Origin of the sequence: Brevibacillus laterosporus, assembly GCA_007833815.1 — a bacterium.
In the GTDB taxonomy this organism is placed as follows: domain Bacteria; phylum Bacillota; class Bacilli; order Brevibacillales; family Brevibacillaceae; genus Brevibacillus_B; species Brevibacillus_B laterosporus_D.
The window spans coordinates 4664305-4681626 of record CP033464.1; the positions used below are offsets into that span (position 1 = coordinate 4664305).

General features: G+C 40.9%; 15 protein-coding genes. 4 read left to right on the forward strand and 11 right to left on the reverse strand.

All coding sequences use genetic code 11. From position 1 onward, the window contains the following. Nucleotides 1-8: 8 nt before the first annotated feature. Entirely contained in the window at nucleotides 9-2135 is a 2127-nt protein-coding gene (locus EEL30_22975) for a 2-acyl-glycerophospho-ethanolamine acyltransferase (GenBank protein ID QDX94896.1), read from the reverse strand. A 330-nt stretch (nucleotides 2136-2465) separates the two neighbouring features. On the opposite strand from EEL30_22975, the gene EEL30_22980 reads away from it, so the two are divergent. Beyond that, nucleotides 2466-3716, forward strand: coding sequence for an S-layer homology domain-containing protein (locus EEL30_22980; GenBank protein QDX94897.1), 1251 nt, complete (start codon nucleotides 2466-2468; stop codon nucleotides 3714-3716). Nucleotides 3717-3816: 100 nt separating this feature from the next. On the opposite strand, the gene EEL30_22985 is transcribed toward EEL30_22980, so the two are convergent. Further along, nucleotides 3817-4287 carry an N-acetyltransferase gene (locus EEL30_22985; protein QDX94898.1) on the reverse strand — a complete coding sequence of 157 codons (471 nt, stop codon included), beginning with the start codon at nucleotides 4285-4287 and terminating at the stop codon, nucleotides 3817-3819. 155 nt (nucleotides 4288-4442) lie between these two features. On the opposite strand from EEL30_22985, the gene EEL30_22990 reads away from it, so the two are divergent. Together EEL30_22990 and EEL30_22995 are read left to right on the forward strand one after the other, a co-directional pair. After that, the gene (locus EEL30_22990) at nucleotides 4443-5315 is read left to right on the forward strand and encodes a lipoate--protein ligase family protein (protein ID QDX94899.1); all 873 of its coding nucleotides are present in this window, start codon (nucleotides 4443-4445) and stop codon (nucleotides 5313-5315) included. Nucleotides 5316-5695: 380 nt separating this feature from the next. Further along, nucleotides 5696-6136 carry a CBS domain-containing protein gene (locus EEL30_22995; GenBank protein QDX95865.1) on the forward strand — a complete coding sequence of 147 codons (441 nt, stop codon included), beginning with the start codon at nucleotides 5696-5698 and terminating at the stop codon, nucleotides 6134-6136. Nucleotides 6137-6323: 187 nt separating this feature from the next. On the opposite strand, the gene EEL30_23000 is transcribed toward EEL30_22995, so the two are convergent. From EEL30_23000 to EEL30_23010, 3 genes are all read right to left on the reverse strand, one after another. Further along, nucleotides 6324-7385 carry a YheC/YheD family protein gene (locus tag EEL30_23000; protein QDX94900.1) on the reverse strand — a complete coding sequence of 354 codons (1062 nt, stop codon included), beginning with the start codon at nucleotides 7383-7385 and terminating at the stop codon, nucleotides 6324-6326. A 176-nt stretch (nucleotides 7386-7561) separates the two neighbouring features. Beyond that, nucleotides 7562-8116 (reverse strand): methyltransferase domain-containing protein, encoded by a 555-nt coding sequence (locus EEL30_23005; GenBank protein ID QDX94901.1) that lies wholly within the window; start codon nucleotides 8114-8116, stop codon nucleotides 7562-7564. Between the two features lie 16 nt (nucleotides 8117-8132). Beyond that, complete coding sequence (locus EEL30_23010; GenBank protein ID QDX94902.1) at nucleotides 8133-8870, reverse strand: MBL fold metallo-hydrolase; 738 nt, start codon at nucleotides 8868-8870, stop codon at nucleotides 8133-8135. A gap of 51 nt (nucleotides 8871-8921) precedes the next feature. Between EEL30_23010 and EEL30_23015 the strand changes: the two genes are divergently transcribed. Beyond that, entirely contained in the window at nucleotides 8922-9980 is a 1059-nt protein-coding gene (locus EEL30_23015) for a hypothetical protein (GenBank protein QDX94903.1), read from the forward strand. 192 nt (nucleotides 9981-10172) lie between these two features. Here the strand turns inward: EEL30_23015 and EEL30_23020 are convergent, their stop codons facing one another. The 6 genes from EEL30_23020 to EEL30_23045 form a co-directional block, all read right to left on the reverse strand. Beyond that, nucleotides 10173-11039 carry a 2-oxoacid:ferredoxin oxidoreductase subunit beta gene (locus tag EEL30_23020; protein QDX94904.1) on the reverse strand — a complete coding sequence of 289 codons (867 nt, stop codon included), beginning with the start codon at nucleotides 11037-11039 and terminating at the stop codon, nucleotides 10173-10175. Continuing rightward, nucleotides 11011-12789 carry a 2-oxoacid:acceptor oxidoreductase subunit alpha gene (locus EEL30_23025; protein ID QDX94905.1) on the reverse strand — a complete coding sequence of 593 codons (1779 nt, stop codon included), beginning with the start codon at nucleotides 12787-12789 and terminating at the stop codon, nucleotides 11011-11013. Before EEL30_23025 ends, EEL30_23020 begins: the two co-directional genes overlap by 29 nt. A gap of 578 nt (nucleotides 12790-13367) precedes the next feature. Next, entirely contained in the window at nucleotides 13368-13628 is a 261-nt protein-coding gene (locus EEL30_23030) for a stage V sporulation protein S (GenBank protein ID QDX94906.1), read from the reverse strand. A 116-nt stretch (nucleotides 13629-13744) separates the two neighbouring features. Continuing rightward, nucleotides 13745-14539, reverse strand: a complete 795-nt coding sequence (locus EEL30_23035; GenBank protein QDX94907.1) for a TIGR00282 family metallophosphoesterase — start codon at nucleotides 14537-14539, stop codon at nucleotides 13745-13747. Nucleotides 14540-14694: 155 nt separating this feature from the next. Further along, the gene (rny, locus tag EEL30_23040; protein QDX94908.1) at nucleotides 14695-16245 is read right to left on the reverse strand and encodes a ribonuclease Y; all 1551 of its coding nucleotides are present in this window, start codon (nucleotides 16243-16245) and stop codon (nucleotides 14695-14697) included. 365 nt (nucleotides 16246-16610) lie between these two features. After that, complete coding sequence (locus tag EEL30_23045; GenBank protein ID QDX94909.1) at nucleotides 16611-17273, reverse strand: RecX family transcriptional regulator; 663 nt, start codon at nucleotides 17271-17273, stop codon at nucleotides 16611-16613. Between the last annotated feature and the right edge of the window lie 49 nt (nucleotides 17274-17322).

Here is a 17322-nt window from a genome sequence, read left to right on the forward strand (position 1 = left end):
TCCTCTCGCTATCGGTTGGATGGATTTTCTTGTTCTGCCCATTGTTTTAACGTTACATAGTCCACCTTGCCACTTCCTAACAAAGGAAGTTCCGCAATTTCTACAATTTTGGAAGGAACCAATAATGCAGAGAAGCCTTTTGCTATCACATATTCCTTAACCTCACGCAATGTGATGGGAATAGAAGTAAATAGATAGATCCGTTCTCCTTTACGTGGATCACCTGCCGTTACAGCAGCCAGTCTAGTATCTTCCACCATTTCGGTAACCAATTGCTCCACTAAATGTAGAGAAACCATTTCACCAGCAATTTTTGCGAAACGTTTTTTACGTGCTACAATGGAAATAAAACCCTCATCATCCACCGTTACGATATCTCCACAATCATAGTAGCCTTCTCTAGGTTCAAATCCCTTACCATGAAACAAATAGCCTTTCATTACATTCGCTCCATCTACCCAAAGGTTACCGCCTTCAGAAATGCCTTCAATCGGCTCTAATTCATAGCGAATTCCTGGAAGGAATTGACCTACTGTCCCTTTTTTATGTAGCAACTGTGTGTTTAACGAAAGAATAGGGGAAGCCTCAGTCGTACCATACCCTTCCATCACCCTTATGCCAAATTTGTCCATCCATAGTTGGCGTACCTCATCCTTTAATTTTTCGGCACCTGCCACTACATGACGCATCGAGTAAAAATCGTATGGTTTGGCAGTACGGGCATATCCTGCCAAAAATGTGGAGGTTCCAAATAACACCGTGCAATTGCGATCATACGCAATCTCAGGAATCACCTTGTAATGAAGTGGTGAAGGGTAAAAGAATACAGGTATTCCCGTCACTATTGGCAAAATAGTACCTACCGTTAGTCCAAAACTATGAAACATCGGCAAGGTATTTAAAAACTTGTCTTTGGATGTCATATCCATCATGGTCAAGACTTGTTGAATATTGTTATAGATGTTGCTATGTGTCAGCACCACCCCTTTAGGTTTACTCTCGCTTCCAGATGTAAATAAAATAAGTTCACTTTCCTGTTGAGATGCCACTTTGAAAGCACGCTGATTGCCTATATAAGCAAACAAGGCTTTTACTTTGTCATTTGTGCTAATGGATGCTTTTACATCTTCTAAGTAAATGAGCTGGACATGTTCTGCGAGCGCGTCAGCCATGGGCTGCAAGTTAGCCTTCTGAATAAATTCTCGGGAGGTTACTATGATGGTAATGCTAGCTGTTTCACATGCCTCCAACACCATTTGAACTCCCATACTAAAGTTGAGCAGGGCTGCTGTCTTATCCAAATAAAACAAAGAAAATAAAGCTACTGTATGACCAAGTGATGTTGGTAATAACGTCCCAATGCGTTGCTCATTACGAACCAGACCTTTTAATTTATCACCTAAGGCGTATGAACTTATAGCCAACTTCTTGTAAGTAATGGACTGTGTTAATTCTTCACCAATCATTCGGTTTGGACCATTAAGACGACATGCATCCAGCATCTCGTTAAATAATTGCACATGCTGCTTTTCTTTGGTGTAAAATAATTCCCTTTGCATCGTTCTTAGCACTAGATTACTTGCTTTTTCTTTTTGGATGCGCTTAGATACCCCCTCTTTTACTGGGATCGTATAGGCCTCTCCAATACGGATACGCACTTTGGGAAACAGGTGCGTTTTCCACTTATTCGTAATGTAAGAAAACGGTGTTCGTTCGGGTCCCACCAGTGTAATGGGGTAGATAGTGGCACCTGTACGGAGCGCGATGTAACCTAGCCCACTGTATATTTTCATTAATCCTCCAGTCGTTGTAATCCTACCCTCAGGAAACAACACTAGAGGTACGCCAGTCTTTACTTCACGTACAATTTTGCGAATTGAATAGGAGTTAAAGGGATCCACGGTTATAAACTTTCGTTGCGACAAGAAGCTTGCATACTTCTTTGCAATATCTGTATTGACTACATAGCATACCTCTTTCGGAAGATTGCAAGCCAGCAATACCGCATCTACTATCGAGACATGATTTGGCGCTAAAATAACCGGTTTGGAAAAATCAAGTTTCGAGAGTCCCTCAATCTCGACTCGATAACTCGCATTTACCACCGTTTTTAACAAATCATCTACAATACCCACATCATTCCACCTTTCTTCTTTTCACCAGTTACTTGTATTCTCAAAAAATCATAACACCATTGTCAAATGTATATATACAACATATCTTTACCCGTAACCATCCATCTACTATCGTGCTAGTTTTTTCTATCTTTTTTCATAGCTTATTTTCTCCTTTGCCACTAAAAACAAGCCTATTTAGCCAATTTCAATCAGCGACAAGGAGATTAGACCTGCTCAATCCGCCCTATTTTTTATTTTTTCTGACAAACACTGAAACTAACGTATCTATTTCTACGTCAAGAAATTTGACAAAACATCACACAGCAAAAAGAAACTGAGGAGGAAACCATGAAAAAAATTTCTGCTTTACTGTTGTCGTTCCTATTACTGTTTTCCATGATGCCCCTGCTAGCACAAGCAAAAAGTACAAATTTCTGGGACGTTCCACGAGATCATTGGGCGTATGAAGCAATCACGGATATGGCCAACAAGGGGGTTATTGACGGCTATAGCGATGGATCGTTTCGTCCTAACTCAAAAGTTACCCGTGCCGAGTTTGCTAAAATTATGATTGCCGCTTCTGGGGTCCAATTGGGGGATAAATGGAGTATTTCTCAGACCTTTAAAGATGTGCCACGAAGTCATTGGGCATTTACGTATGTCGAGAATGCAAAGCCTTACCTAACAGGCTACAAATCAGGCTCTACGTACAACTACAAGCCGGACCAAAATGCTGTACGTGAAGATATTGCCGTGGCTTTGGTTCGCTTACTAGGTTATGACCAATCTAAATCTGCAAAAGAGTCTTTGTTGAATCAATTTAAAGATAAAGAAAGAATTTCCTACAATCTTCGTTCCTTTATCGCGATCGCCTTAGATAATGATCTAATTAAAGGCTTCAACGACGGTACTTTCCGTCCACAAGATGCCATCACTCGCGCTGAAGCCGCATCTCTATTGTACCGTGCTAAATTGGATGAACAAAAAGTGGTATTCCCAACTGATCCAACAACTCCTGTGCCACAGCCTAAGCCGGATCAAAAAACAACAGAAGTGAAAGATGATTTTTCTGATAACCAATTAAAAAAGTGGAACAATGCGCAAGGAACTGGATCATGGGTGGTTTACGATAAACGTGTAACCGCTTATAGCAATGACAAAGATCTAAAACACTATCTACTACCTTTACAAGAAAAAGTAAACAAAAATGATAAGGAATGGGAAGTAACAGTAGATATTATTCCAGTAAAAACAGATGTTGAAGCGGGTTTATTCTTTAATGGAGGTAATGGAGAGGCTAATATCGTTTATTTGACGAAGGACTCCTTGCAAGTTCGCCATCTTACTGATCCAGAGGAGAAAGAAACCAAAGCAATTGCCAGCATTGCCACCAAACTAAAAGCAAACAACAAACTAAAAATAAAAGCAAAAGATAATACCTTGTCTATTTATGTAAACGGGACAAATGTCTATAATCTACAAAATGTGAAATGGGACAATTCTGAAATAGGATTGTACATGAACAAAGATGCGTCTATACAGATTCCATCCAAGACTACTTGGTTTGACAATTTCACATTTACAGCTACTAAAAAATAAGAGAAAAGCTGGTCTTCTTTGAACATTTCGTTATATGTAACAGGTACAATGATGAAACTCTGGTACCTTTACGAAACGTTCTTAGGAGCCAGCTCTTTTTTTACAGATTTTTTTTCAATATCACCATATCTAAAGCACGAATCCCATTTTCCCAAATTGGATAAGGATACTGCAAAAAGAAATCAGCTTTCACTCCAGAAATTCGAAATCCCACTTTTTGATAAAACGCTAAGTTATCCAAGCTAGAATTAGCTGTTCCCACAACCATTACCTTGTAGTTGGCTTCCTTCGCCTTCTCTTCTAAGCAAGAAATGAATTGTTTGCCATAGCCTTTTCCTTGTTCGTCCCCACATACCGCAATGTTTTTAATTTCTACCATTTCCTCGGTACACGGTAGCAAAATTGCTATGCCAAGCAAGCGTTCCTCCATAAATGCAGCATACATATCACCGCGGTGCTTATAACGCGCAATCATTTCTTCAGATTCATCAGCCTCTAACAACAATCGATCATATTCACCCTTATCTCGTTCTTCCATGGGTACAAGGACTACAGTTACCTTCTCTGACAAATCTCTCTTCCTCTCTTACATGGACTTCTAGACTTCTCTCATATATTAAACAAATCGTACCAAAAAATCCATCTTTTCTGAATACTCCTTTTACTAGCAGAGATTTTCAAGACATGTGTATAATGAAGAGAGACACCTCTCTTACAGGAGGGTATTTGGGAAGGGGTTTTATTGTGTATTCTGATCTACTGCACTCTCCATTTACCTGGATTGATTCTGGCACCTATCGCCAATCACCAGTAGAACCGATTGCGTTGGATGAAGCATTGGCTACTGCTATGAAAGAGCCTAATGCTAAACCGATTATCCATCTATGGATTTATGATAAAGCTTTTTGGTTGGGACGGCGTGACGCCAAGCTCCCACACTTAGAACAAACATTGAAAGCATACAGCCATAAAGGATACTCGGCACTTCTCCGTTCATCTGGTGGTGCATGTGTCCCACTCGATAGTGGCGTATTAAACATGGCTATTTTGTTCCCCCAATGCAATTTGACAATTGATGATTTTTATAAGCTAGCTGCGGAAATCCTATCGGTAGGACTTGCGGATTACGGAAAAATTGAGCTGGGAGAAGTCGTAGATTCCTATTGTGTAGGTGATTATGATTTTGCACTTGTTGGTAAAAAGATTGGTGGGATGGCCCAACGCCGTACCCGCTATGGTTCCATCTTGCAACTCTGTATCAACATTGAAGGAAGTGGATTAGAGCGCGGGGCCCTCATGGAAGACTTCTATGCTCAAGCAGGTTTATATGAAATGGAAATAGCTCAACGCCCCATTCCTGCCGTCCGAAAAGAGACAATTGGCAGTATCTCTGAACATATGGGACGTGCCATCACCGTTGAGGAAGTAAAGGAACAACTTTATGCCGCTATAACTAAAAAATGGACAGCTCCTAAAGGAACCTTGCCTTTGACAGAAGCAGATAAGCAAGTAGCTATCCAGCATTTAACTGGGCGTCTTGGTCTCTTCTCCCATACAGCAGCAGAGATTAAACAATCTGATTGGCAGTTACTAAAATAAGCAACATAACTTATGAGAGCAATCGCATATCTATATAAAGACATCTTTTCACTTGAAAAACCTGAGTACCATTTGCTCAGGTTTTTTCTTTTTCTCCTGCCCCAGGTAATGTAACTGTCATGATGATCCCACTACCTAGTCCACCTCAATCTGACTCGAGCTATGTAAAGTAATTTAGCAACTCAATATGTACGATAGATGAACAAAACTTGACAAAAAATAGGATGATAACCCTCAAACTGTACCTGAAATCACAAGTATTACAAATATACTTGTGATTCATCTCATTTCAAATAGAGAAATAAATGCATTTTTGCTTAATTTTTTATACAATAAAAGAAGAATGTCCATTAACAATGAAAGGTAAGGAGGATCTTGCATTGATTAATCCTCAAGCTAAACATATTTTCAATTACCCGATTATGGATTTAATATTGCCCGCCTCAAAAGTAGCTCATGTTCAACTGGGCAATTCATTGGAACACGCTTTGCTGGTACTGGTGAAAAGTAGATATTCCGCCATTCCTGTATTGGATTCTTCCTATAAAGTGATGGGACAAATTAGTAAAACAATGATATTGGAATCAATTTTGGGTCTAGAGCGAGTGGAGTATGAAACGTTGCATGAACATCATGTAGAAGAAGTTATGGATCGCAATATCCCGCGTCTGCACCCTACGGACTCTTTTCAGCGCGCTCTGGAGTTGTCCATTAATCATCCATTTGTATGCGTTGAAGATGAGGAGGGCGTCTTTGAGGGAATTTTGACTCGTAAAGCGGTTCTTGCCCTCGTGTATCACCATTTCCGTACCGAACAATAACAGCCCTAGACTACACTTCATGCTATGAATGTACGAAAAGGCCCGCATCCAATTTGGAGCTGGCCTTTTATTACGTATAACGCTTCTCCTCAAGCATCCTTAGCCCGTAGCACGAAACGGTCAACACATATTCCCTGTTTATACACAAGCGATTCCATGTTCATGCAATTAAAGCTCTTCTACATGGTTATTTCTTTTTCTTGTATAGAGTAGCTCCATATTCTAGGGGAGCTTCATAGGAGCGATAAAACATAGCTTTCTCATCTGCTTTAAAAAACGAATACCGTTGATCTCTCACATTCGCCTCGATGAAATAAGGTAATCCTGACCGATCAATGCCCATATCTAACCCCAGATCAACAAGTGATGGTTCATGACGTTCTAACTGTTCTACAATAGCAAAACAGGCAGTCTGCAAACGCCTTATAATAATGGGGATGCTCTGAATAGAAAAAAGAGAGCTTAGAACAGTTTCCAGCTGTTCTGCACTGCCTCCTTGTGCTAAATTGCTTAATTTATTTTCAGGATTAGCTATCTTAGCAACCATTCCCGATATCTCCCATTCATGTTGTTGATTTTTTTGAATGGAGACACGCACATCAAAAGTCCGATCCTCGTACTTACAAAGTGAAATACCCTGTTGAATAATAAATGGCTTTTTTCCGATCCATTTTTCCACAAACTGTAGGAGAGCTTTTGGGCGTTGAAAGATTTTTCGTGTACGCGACGAGTAAAAAGCATATCCCTCCGCCTCACGTTCAATGCGAGCTACACCAACACCTACGGATCCAATTGCTGGTTTTACGTATAAAATATCGTACTGATTCAGCATGTCAAAAAAGGCTTTTTTATGAAATAGCTTAGTTTCCGGCAGATAATAACGCAAGTCATCTTGTCTCCAGAGGCTCTTGTGCACTTTCCATTTATTGCGCGTTACAATTCCGTTATACACCCGGCTTATTTTTTCTAATTTCTTTATACGAACATTTGTATCATTATTACCAGAAAGCACTCGATTGTGAATGACTTTTGGGATAAAAAAAGTGGATGATACCAGCTTCTCATTTCTCCACACGTAGCCTTTTATTTTATTCGTGGCAAAATCAATTTGGCCTGGATGAAAGAATACAGGCTTTAAACCAAGCCTATCGCCAATTTCGACATAAAAGCCGAGTCGCTCATAGGTGTGTTGCCGCTGTTTATTCATATAAATGACTTTCCAGTCGAGCATGATTCCGATTTTTTCCACATTCATCCCTTCCTACACTGTTCTTCGGCACATTTATCTCTTTACCACTCTATGTAGGCTGTAGACAGATGGGTTGCCTATTTTTTTATGTAGTTCATTTCAAACAAAAAAAACGAGCAAAGGACTCTACTACATGTCCATTACTCGGGTAAGGTTAATTATATCTGTTTGGTTATTTAACGTTTTTCAATTGCAATAATAAAAGGGGCTTGGTTTTGTTGATTCATATATTGGTAGCGGAGCACAAGGTATTCTGATTGCGATAATTTTTCACAATAAGCAACTACTGCATCTTTTTCAATAGCACCCGCCTCGTGGCCCCAATAAATAATGATAGTCATAATCCCAGCAGTTCGAAGCTTATCCAAGCCTGCTTCAATAGCATGAATGGTGCTATTAGCTTGTGTGGTAATATCCTTATTTCCGCCCGGTAAATATCCTAAATTAAACATTACAGCCCCTACGTTTACAGGGATCTCTTTAATCTGTTCGTGGCTGGTTAATAACAGATTCACCCGTTCTAACATGTGCTCACGTTCTAGACGTGCTCTAGTCTTCTCAATGGCTTCTGTTTGAACATCATAGGCATACACTTTTCCCCTTTCCCCAACTAATTGAGCGAGAAACAACGTATCATTCCCATTACCCATGGTCGCGTCTACTACAGTCTCTCCCTCGGTTACTCGTTCTCTAATATATTGGCGTACGACTTCTAATACGTTTGGAAACACACTCATTCTCTCCTTTTTATATCTCTATCTGTAATCCTATCTCTGCTACATAACATAATCCCCGATATGAACTAGCTTGCTCGTAGACATCCTCTGATTTCGTGTTTTGGAATAGGTGCGTAATCAATAACGATTTTGCTTTTATATCTGCCGCAATCTGAGCAGCTTGGCGCACAGATAGATGACCACTTGGCTTGTTTGGCTCAAAGCCATCCAGATACGTACCCTCACATATGAATAAATCGGGCTCCGGAAACTCTTCCCACTTCATCTGCATTCCTGTATCAGCACCATACAAGACCTTTTTACCATTATATGTAAAAACCATAGCGTAACATAAAATGGGATGATCTGTTCTAATAAAACGAACGGTTATGTCTCCTACAGTCACTTCATCAACCTCGAAAACGGGCTTAAAAATCGTTGCGTCTTTATATACCATTTTACTACTATACTCTGCTGGCTCTGTCGGGGCATAAATAGGTAAAGGTTGATTAGCACGTATTCCTTCCACTCTGTTATGCACATGCAAACCATACTGCAAAACCCCAACATCAGCAATATGATCTTGATGATAATGTGATAAGAATATCGCATCTAACTGGTAAATCGGTATGTATTTGGTTAATTGACTGACTACTCCACTGCCACAGTCCACTAATAAATTCAATGATTCAGTTTGCAGTAAATAACCAGGGGTTGCTCCTCCAGGTCCTGGATACGGTGATTGAAAGCCTAGCACAGTGATACGCATGTTTTCACTCTCCATTTCATAGGATGTAGTATGGTGGACAGGAGGTACTAGATGCAAAAGTCGTGGAGAACTATTTTGCAGATCGCGTTTACTTATATTGGAACGGTTGTAGGTGCCGGATTTGCTTCAGGTAGAGAGATTCTTGAATTCTTTGTGCGATTTGGACCCTACGGCTTGCTTGGCATTAGTATTGCTAGTGTGCTATTTATCTGGTCTGGTATACAGGTAATGCTGGTAGCACAGCGCATACAGGCCCAATCCTATCAGGAGGTTAGCTTCTATCTATTTGGCAAAACAGTCGGCACTTTTTTTAATACAATATTACTTCTTGTCCTAATTGGGACAACTTCGGTCATGCTTGCCTTTACTGGCTCACTTTTTCAAGAATCCTTCCATTTGCCAGCTCAGATAGGAATTTGGACTAGTATGATACTAATTTTCTTGGTTACGGCTAGAGGTATGGACGCCATCCACAAAGTAAATAGTATTTTTGTTCCAATCCTTATTGGGTTTACTCTTCTCGTCTTTTTTTACACGAAGCCTTGGGACACCACAGCGTCCGTAACTGGCTTGCCTCTTGATGAACTAGATAGCGAAGGATGGCTCCAATCACCCATATATTATGTATCGCTTAATGTTGCATTAGCACAAGCTGTCCTAATCCCAATTGGGCGAGAGTGCTCTTCTAGGCGAACTTTATTTTATGGAGGATTAGCTGGTGGGTTAGGAATTGGCTTCCTTCTGTTTCTCGCGTATACATCGCTTCTCGATAATATGCCGCATGTTCAATTTGTAGATACTCCTACTATTTTCATTTTGTCTGGATTGGGCAAAACGATTACTTTTCTATTCGCTTTATTGGTCTATGCAGAGGTGTTCTCCTCGCTTGTTGCCAATTTGTTCGGTCTGGTTGAACAGGTAAGAAGTTATTTCGACATTCATTTTTCGCTACTCCTATGCATCATACTATTAATTTGCTATGGGGTGAGTTTTGTAGGGTTTAGTTCTTTACTTACTATATTGTACCCGCTTTTTGGACAGATTGTCGTCTTCTTTTTGGTGATGCTATTTTATCGTCAAGTGATGGATAAGTCCAAGCAATGGAATTGACAGTTAGTAGGTAAAAAACAAGCTGATTCTGGTATTCTCTAAACTCTGCTTGCTTTTCGTTATCTGCTGATTCGCCAACAAAAAAGCATCCCTTCATAAACACTAGCTTAGCAAAGAAATACTCTTTTGCTACCAAGTGTAGATGAAGGGATGTTTTGTTAGGTTTTTACAATAGCTATTCTAGCGTTTATACTACGCAAATTCTGCTTGCAATTGATTAAAGAGCTCTTCACCAAGTTGCAGATCTTTTTTAACAAGACCTTCTTGACCAAATCCTTTGACCAAATCCTCGTAACGCTGTTGCTCGGTATTTTGGTACACAATCCCTGTGAGCAAACCCTTGTTCGCCATCGAGTGGGACATCGCCATAATTTTATCATGTTTGTCGTAGCCTTCAATGCTATCAACCGGTACGATATTCTGTTTGAACCAGTCATACGTATTCACTTTATTAAAGGTTACACAGGGGCTAAATACGTTAATTAACGAGAAGCCTTTATGTTGCAACCCTTTTTCAATAACATCTGTCAATCCCTTTAAATCACTGGATACGGATTGGGCCACGAAAGTAGCTCCCGCTGACAAAGCTAATTCAATTGGAGAAATAGCTTGTTCAATCGCACCAGCAGGCGTAGATTTGGTCACAAAGCCTGCTGCAGAGCGCGGCGATGTTTGACCTTTTGTAAGTCCATAGATTTGGTTATCCATAACAATATACGTAATATCCATATTACGACGAATCGCATGTACAGTATGACCCATACCAATGGCGAAACCGTCTCCGTCTCCGCCAGATGCAATTACAGTTAACTCACGGTTAGCCATTTTTAGACCTTGTGCGATTGGCAAAGCTCGACCGTGTACTCCATGGAAGCCATAACAATTAATATAACCAGAAATACGTCCTGAACAACCAATACCAGACACGACGGCCAAGTTTTCTGGTTCCAATCCCACGTTTGCTGCTGCGCGTTGAATTGCAGCTTGAACGGAGAAGTCACCACACCCTGGACACCAGTTTGGCTTGGTACTATTGCGAAACTCTTTGAACGTCGCCATCTTTTATCAGCCCCTTGACTTGTGTATAAATTTCGTTCGGTAAGAATGGATTCCCATCGTATTTTAACACGTTCTCCAGTTTGTCAGCACAGCCCACATTCAATTTTACTAGGTTGGCGATTTGACCAGTCGCATTGTTTTCTACCACAACTATTTTTTTAGCTTGATCCACGTAAGGTTTGATTGCATCCACAGGGAATGGATGGAGCAAACGAATTTGGGCATGATTTACCTTTAATCCCTCTTCTTCTAAACGAATACGTGCTTCTTCCACTGTACCCCCAACAGAATTGATTGAGACCAATAATACATCAGACTCTATGCCTCCACCATTAATGCGAACCGGAGTTGGGAATTTAGCAGGAAGTACGTCTAACTTACGCAGACGTTTATCCATTTGCGCTTTGCGGTTTGTCGGACTTTCAGATGGTTTACCTGTTTGGTCGTGCTCTACCCCTGTTACGTGGTGAAGACCATGTTTTTGACCTGGAATGACGCGTGGAGAAACGCCATCTTCTGTTACCTCATAGCGCTTGAACATCGCACCAGCTTCTGTTTCTGGAAGCTCTTGACCAGCAAGTAATTTGCCTCGACGAATCTCAGCACGATTATAATCAAGCGGATCAACGGTTTGTTTACCGAGTGACAACGCCAAATCCGTAATTAATATAACTGGTACTTGGTATTCTTCTGCAATATTAAAAGCCTCTACTGCATCATAGAAGCACTCTTCAACTGTTGTAGGCGCCATCACTACTTTAGGAATTTCGCCATGTGTACCATTAATCATCGCATTAACATCTGATTGCTCCTGCTTTGTAGGCAGACCTGTAGAAGGACCTCCACGTTGTGTGTCTACAATAACGACAGGCATCTCTGTCATACCAGCTAAACCGATAGCTTCCATCATAAGAGATAGACCAGGACCGGCTGATGCTGTCAATGTACGCACACCACCGTAGCTTGCTCCAATTGCCATTGTGATTGCAGCAATTTCGTCCTCTGTTTGTATAACTGTACCGCCAAATTTCGGTAATTTTTTAATAAGATATTCCATGATCTCGGACGCTGGTGTGATTGGGTAAGCAGGCATAAAGCGGACTCCAGCCGTCAAACAGCCTAGAGCTATCGCATCATTTCCGATCATGAAAAGACGTTTGTTACCATCTGCCGGCTCTAGTTGGAACTCTGGAAGTTGTCCACCTGTTAGTTCATTTACAAATTGTGCTCCACGAGAAATCGCTTGCATGTTTAATTCGACTACTTTTTCGCCTTTACGCAAGAACATGTCCTCTACAATGTTTCGGTATCCCTCAACCGGAATACCCAAAATCGCACTGGTTGCCCCAATAGACACCATGTTTTTCATTAAGGAAGTACCCAATTCTTCTGCAATTTCAGTTAGTGGAACAGCTAATAGGCGAACAGGCTGCAATCCTTCTGGCAACACTGGGTTAAACTTAGCATCCGCTATGATGACTCCGCCTTCACGTAACTCTGGAGCGTTTACATCAATCGTTTCCTGGTCAAACGCTACCAACATGTCTAGCACATCCGAAATGGCTTGAACAGGCTTCGTGCTTACACGAATCTTATTATTGGTATGTCCTCCTTTAATACGCGAGGAGAAATGACGGTAACCATACAGATAATAACCCATGCGGTTCATGGCAATAGAAAAGATTTCACCCGTGCTTTCAATACCTTCCCCTTGTTGTCCTCCAACTTTCCAAGAAAGTTGACTAATCATGAAATTCCACCCCTTCAGCGACTGTGAGAAAATCTACAATCATCATTCAATCCGAACTGCACACTTTTATTCATTCAGCATTTGTCTAGATAATTTCCCAGACAAAATGTGAAGAATTTGTGTATAAGCAAGACCAATTGTAGACCTAGCTTATTGAAATTGCAAGTACATTTACTAAAGATGGTTGCATTGTGTAAATAAATGTACTCGGTATATTAATGATCTTCTGAAGTAATTGTAACATGTTCCCATAAAGTCGCAACTGTTTTTACAAAAAATTTAGAAGGTTTTGTCCTTCTTTTGAAGCTGAATTATTAGCTATTCTTTATATCTTCGTTGATTTTGCCAATGAAAGCAAGCCATGTTTACTTTTTTAGTTGTATTTGACCGCTTGTACATCTTTTTTACGTTTGAATTGAGAAGATGGTTACATGTATAACTATTAAAAAGCCAAGCCGATCGACTGATAGGCTTGGCATCTACTCTTTATGTTCAGCAGGCTTGTCTCTTATCCTGACAAATAAAAAACCTGTTTATTCCAAGAGGACAAACAGGTGATTAGGTAGGTTATATCTCTATCATCTGGGTTCCACAATTAATTTTATGGCTGTACGTTCTTCTCCATCAATAATAATGTCTGTAAAGGCTGGGATACAAATTAAATCAACACCACTAGGCGCTACGAACCCACGTGCGATAGCTACTGCCTTCACAGCTTGATTGAGCGCCCCCGCTCCAATGGCTTGAATCTCGGCGGCCCCACGTTCACGGAGTACGCCTGCAAGAGCACCAGCAACAGAGTTGGGGTTAGACTTTGCTGAAACTTTTAATACGTCCATCCTTTGTACCTCCCGTCAGATAGAAATAACTCTTATCTCTAGAATGATATTCGCATAACCCCTAAAAATTCCTGCCTTTTACGATTAATATTCGCAAAATTCGAACCTACTTTGTATTATTCCATAAAAGGACAAGTCGCGTCAATTCGAATTCGTTCAATCTTTGTAGTTTTTCCAGTTGTTTTATCAAATGTAAACAGAACACCATTTAATTGTGTCGGGCCCTCTGCTACTTCAAATCTAACAGGTAGTTGTGTTAAAAATTTCATGATAACTGCGCTACGGTCCATACCCAGAATTCCATCTGTTGGTCCGCACATCCCTGCATCGGTAATATAGCCTGTACCATTAGGTAAGATTCGTTCGTCTCCCGTTTGTACATGTGTGTGTGTTCCTACCATTGCGCTGATTTTACCATCGAGATACCAGCCTAATGCCTGTTTCTCTGAAGTAGCCTCAGCATGCACATCCACAAAAATAAATTTGGTACGTTTTCGTGCTTCTTCTACTAATTGCTCTGCTGTTTCAAACGGACACAACAATGGTGGTAAAAAGGTTCTGCCTTGTACATTAATGATAGCTACCTCTCCCATATGTGTTTGTACATAGGTGAGACCTCTTCCTGGTGTTCCCTCAGGAAAATTCGCTGGTCGAACAATACGAGCTTCTTCATCTATAAAATCAAAAACTTCTCGATTATCCCACGTGTGATTACCCATTGTAATCGCTTGTACACCCACTTGAAAAAATTCGTTGGCAATTTTACGAGTAATACCACGACCATGTGCCGCATTTTCGCCGTTGACTACAATCAGATCAGGTGCATATTTACGTTTCAGCCGTGGTACATACTCTTTTACAATTTCTCTTCCTGGAGATCCTACAATATCCCCGATGAACAACAATTTCATTCAAGTCACCTCTACTATTCATTCTTTCTCAAGAAAACTTGGTGGTTGCCAAGTCTCTGGCGCCGGCTGGAACCTTAGTTGCACGTATTAGAGATGAGAATTTTGATAAATTCCTATCCGTCAAAAAAATAAAGTGGCATCTCGCCACTTTATTTTTACTTCGCGTATTCAACAGCGCGGGTTTCCCGAATCACCGTTACGCGTATATGTCCTGGATAATCCAGCTCATTTTCAATACGTTTTGTAATTTCCCGAGCTAATCTCATTGCTTCGGCATCATCAATTTTTTCTGGTTGTACCATCACGCGTACTTCTCGACCTGCTTGGATTGCATATGATTTTTCTACGCCATCGAAGGATTCGGAGATTTCCTCCAGTTTCTCCAAGCGCTTAATATATGTTTCCAAGGTTTCACGACGAGCGCCTGGACGAGCTGCAGAAAGGGCATCTGCTGCTGCTACTAGCATCGCAATAACAGAAGTAGGTTCTGTATCACCATGATGAGAAGCAATACTGTTGATAACAACAGGGTGCTCATTGTACTTCTTGGCTAATTCCACGCCAATCTCTACGTGAGAGCCTTCTACTTCATGATCAATTGCTTTACCAATATCGTGCAACAGACCTGCTCTCTTTGCAAGTTTCACGTCTTCCTTCAATTCCGCAGCCATGAGACCAGCAAGATGAGCTACTTCCATTGAGTGTTTCAAGACGTTTTGTCCATAACTTGTACGGTAACGTAATCGTCCCAAAATCTTTATCAAATCAGGGTGTAAACCATGTACATCTGTCTCAAAAGTTGCTTGTTCCCCATATTCACGGATACGTTCATCTACTTCACGTCGAGATTTCTCTACCATTTCCTCAATGCGAGCCGGGTGAATACGTCCGTCTGCCACCAGCTTATCGAGGGCTGTTTTAGCAATTTCACGTCGAATCGGGTCAAAGCCAGAAAGAATAACTGCCTCAGGAGTATCATCAATAATAAGATCAATACCAGTTAACGTCTCTAGTGCACGAATGTTACGACCTTCACGACCGATAATTCGACCTTTCATTTCATCATTGGGAAGAGTAACAACTGAGACGGTCGTCTCCGCCACATGATCAGCCGCGCAGCGTTGAATAGCTGTTGTGATGATCTCACGAGCTTTCTTGTCAGCGTCCTCTTTAGCATGCGTTTCAATATCCTTGATCATAATTGCCATGTCATGGCGCACTTCGTTTTCTACGTTTGTTAAAATAATCGTTTTTGCTTCATCTTGAGTTAGTCCTGAAATGCGTTCTAGTTCAGCAACTTGATCTTTATATAATTGCTCAACCTTGGCTTGCAACTCAGTAATTGATTTTTCACGGTCGCTTTGTTCTACTTCTTTACGTTCCAATTGGTCCAGCTTTCGGTCAAGAGACTCCTCTTTTTGAAGGATACGTCTTTCTTGACGCTGAATTTCGTTACGACGCTCTTTGATTTCATGATCAGCATCTGTACGCAGCTTAAACACTTCGTCTTTGGCTTCTAAGACTTTTTCCTTTTTCACTGCCTCCGCATCGCGTTTTGCTTCTTCGACGATTTGCTTCGCCGCTTCTTCTGCGCTTGAAATTTTGGCTTCTGCAATGGATTTACGTAAGAAGTATCCGACCCCAAAACCAATTGCTAGTGCTACCAACAATAGCAAAACTAACAATAGTGGGTTAGATAGATCCATACGTGTTCTCTTACACCTCCTTTGTCTATGACTTTTACATTTCTCATACAAATCATTTTTCTTCTTGGTGATTCCTATCATCATCTTCGTATCTTGGCAAACCGAATGAAAACCAAGTGAAGAGCTAAACAGGAAACATTTGGCATCCATAGCCTAAAAAACAAGACCGATGCGACTCGGTCGACTGCAATCATGATAGACATAGGTCTCATGGATGTTCAGTTATGGATTGCTAGTAGCAAAAAGTTATCAAACACCAAGTAATACAAACCTATTTTATTATTTGCGAACAAGCCTTGTCAAGGAGTAGACCTTGCTGGGAGTAGGATTGCTTCGAATAGGGAAGGATTATACCGTACACCCTCTCAAAGTTCCTCTTCTTCCTCTGTCCAGTTTTCCAATCTCCATTCATTTCTTACCTGCTGAACGAGGGAATGAGAAAACCCCTTCCTCAATAAAAATTGCAAAAGCTTGTGCTCTGTTTTTTGATCAATAGGACCTGTTTTTCTAGCTACTTTTCCTCGTAGTAAGGAACGAGCTACATCCAGCTCCTGCTCATACGCTATTCGTCCCAATACTTTCTCTATCAAGCTAGGGGCAATTCCCTTCTGCTTCAATTCCATCTTTAGCATATAAGTACCCCGAGGTTTCAAACGGAGTCTCTCTTCTACCCACTTTTTAGCAAAGAGCTCATCATTTAGATATCCTTCTTGCGTACACTTCTCCACCATACTTTCTGCTAGCTCTGAAGAAAACTCTTTTCCCACTAGGTATCTTTCCACTTCCATGGAACTACGTGGACGATAGCTTAGATAATTGATAGCAGCCAGATAGGCTCTGTTCTCCTGGTCCGCTCGTAACACTTCTGCGTAAAAGTTACTATCTACCTCGGTTCCCTTCATCAAGTGATACTTAATGAAGACTTCCTCATGCACTTCAAATGCAAATTCATTGTCCAGATCAATCAAATACACTTTTTTTCGTTTAGAATCCCTATGAACCGCCGTGATTACCCCTGAGGTTTTCATGTCTCCTCCTCTAATCCAGACTGCTTTTTCTTTACATAAAAAGCCTGTC

What these genes read in the sequence shown, in the direction of transcription:
- EEL30_22980 (QDX94897.1), top strand. Translation starts at nt 2,466, where the DNA reads ATGAAAAAAATTTCTGCTTTACTGTTGTCGTTCCTATTACTGTTTTCC.
- EEL30_23010 (QDX94902.1), bottom strand. Translation starts at nt 8,870, where the DNA reads ATGCGTATCACTGTGCTAGGCTTTCAATCACCGTATCCAGGACCTGGA.
- EEL30_23015 (QDX94903.1), top strand. Translation starts at nt 8,922, where the DNA reads ATGCAAAAGTCGTGGAGAACTATTTTGCAGATCGCGTTTACTTATATT.
- EEL30_23020 (QDX94904.1), bottom strand. Translation starts at nt 11,039, where the DNA reads ATGGCGACGTTCAAAGAGTTTCGCAATAGTACCAAGCCAAACTGGTGT.
- EEL30_23025 (QDX94905.1), bottom strand. Translation starts at nt 12,789, where the DNA reads ATGATTAGTCAACTTTCTTGGAAAGTTGGAGGACAACAAGGGGAAGGT.
- EEL30_23030 (QDX94906.1), bottom strand. Translation starts at nt 13,628, where the DNA reads ATGGACGTATTAAAAGTTTCAGCAAAGTCTAACCCCAACTCTGTTGCT.
- EEL30_23035 (QDX94907.1), bottom strand. Translation starts at nt 14,539, where the DNA reads ATGAAATTGTTGTTCATCGGGGATATTGTAGGATCTCCAGGAAGAGAA.
- rny (QDX94908.1), bottom strand. Translation starts at nt 16,245, where the DNA reads ATGGATCTATCTAACCCACTATTGTTAGTTTTGCTATTGTTGGTAGCA.
- EEL30_23045 (QDX94909.1), bottom strand. Translation starts at nt 17,273, where the DNA reads ATGAAAACCTCAGGGGTAATCACGGCGGTTCATAGGGATTCTAAACGA.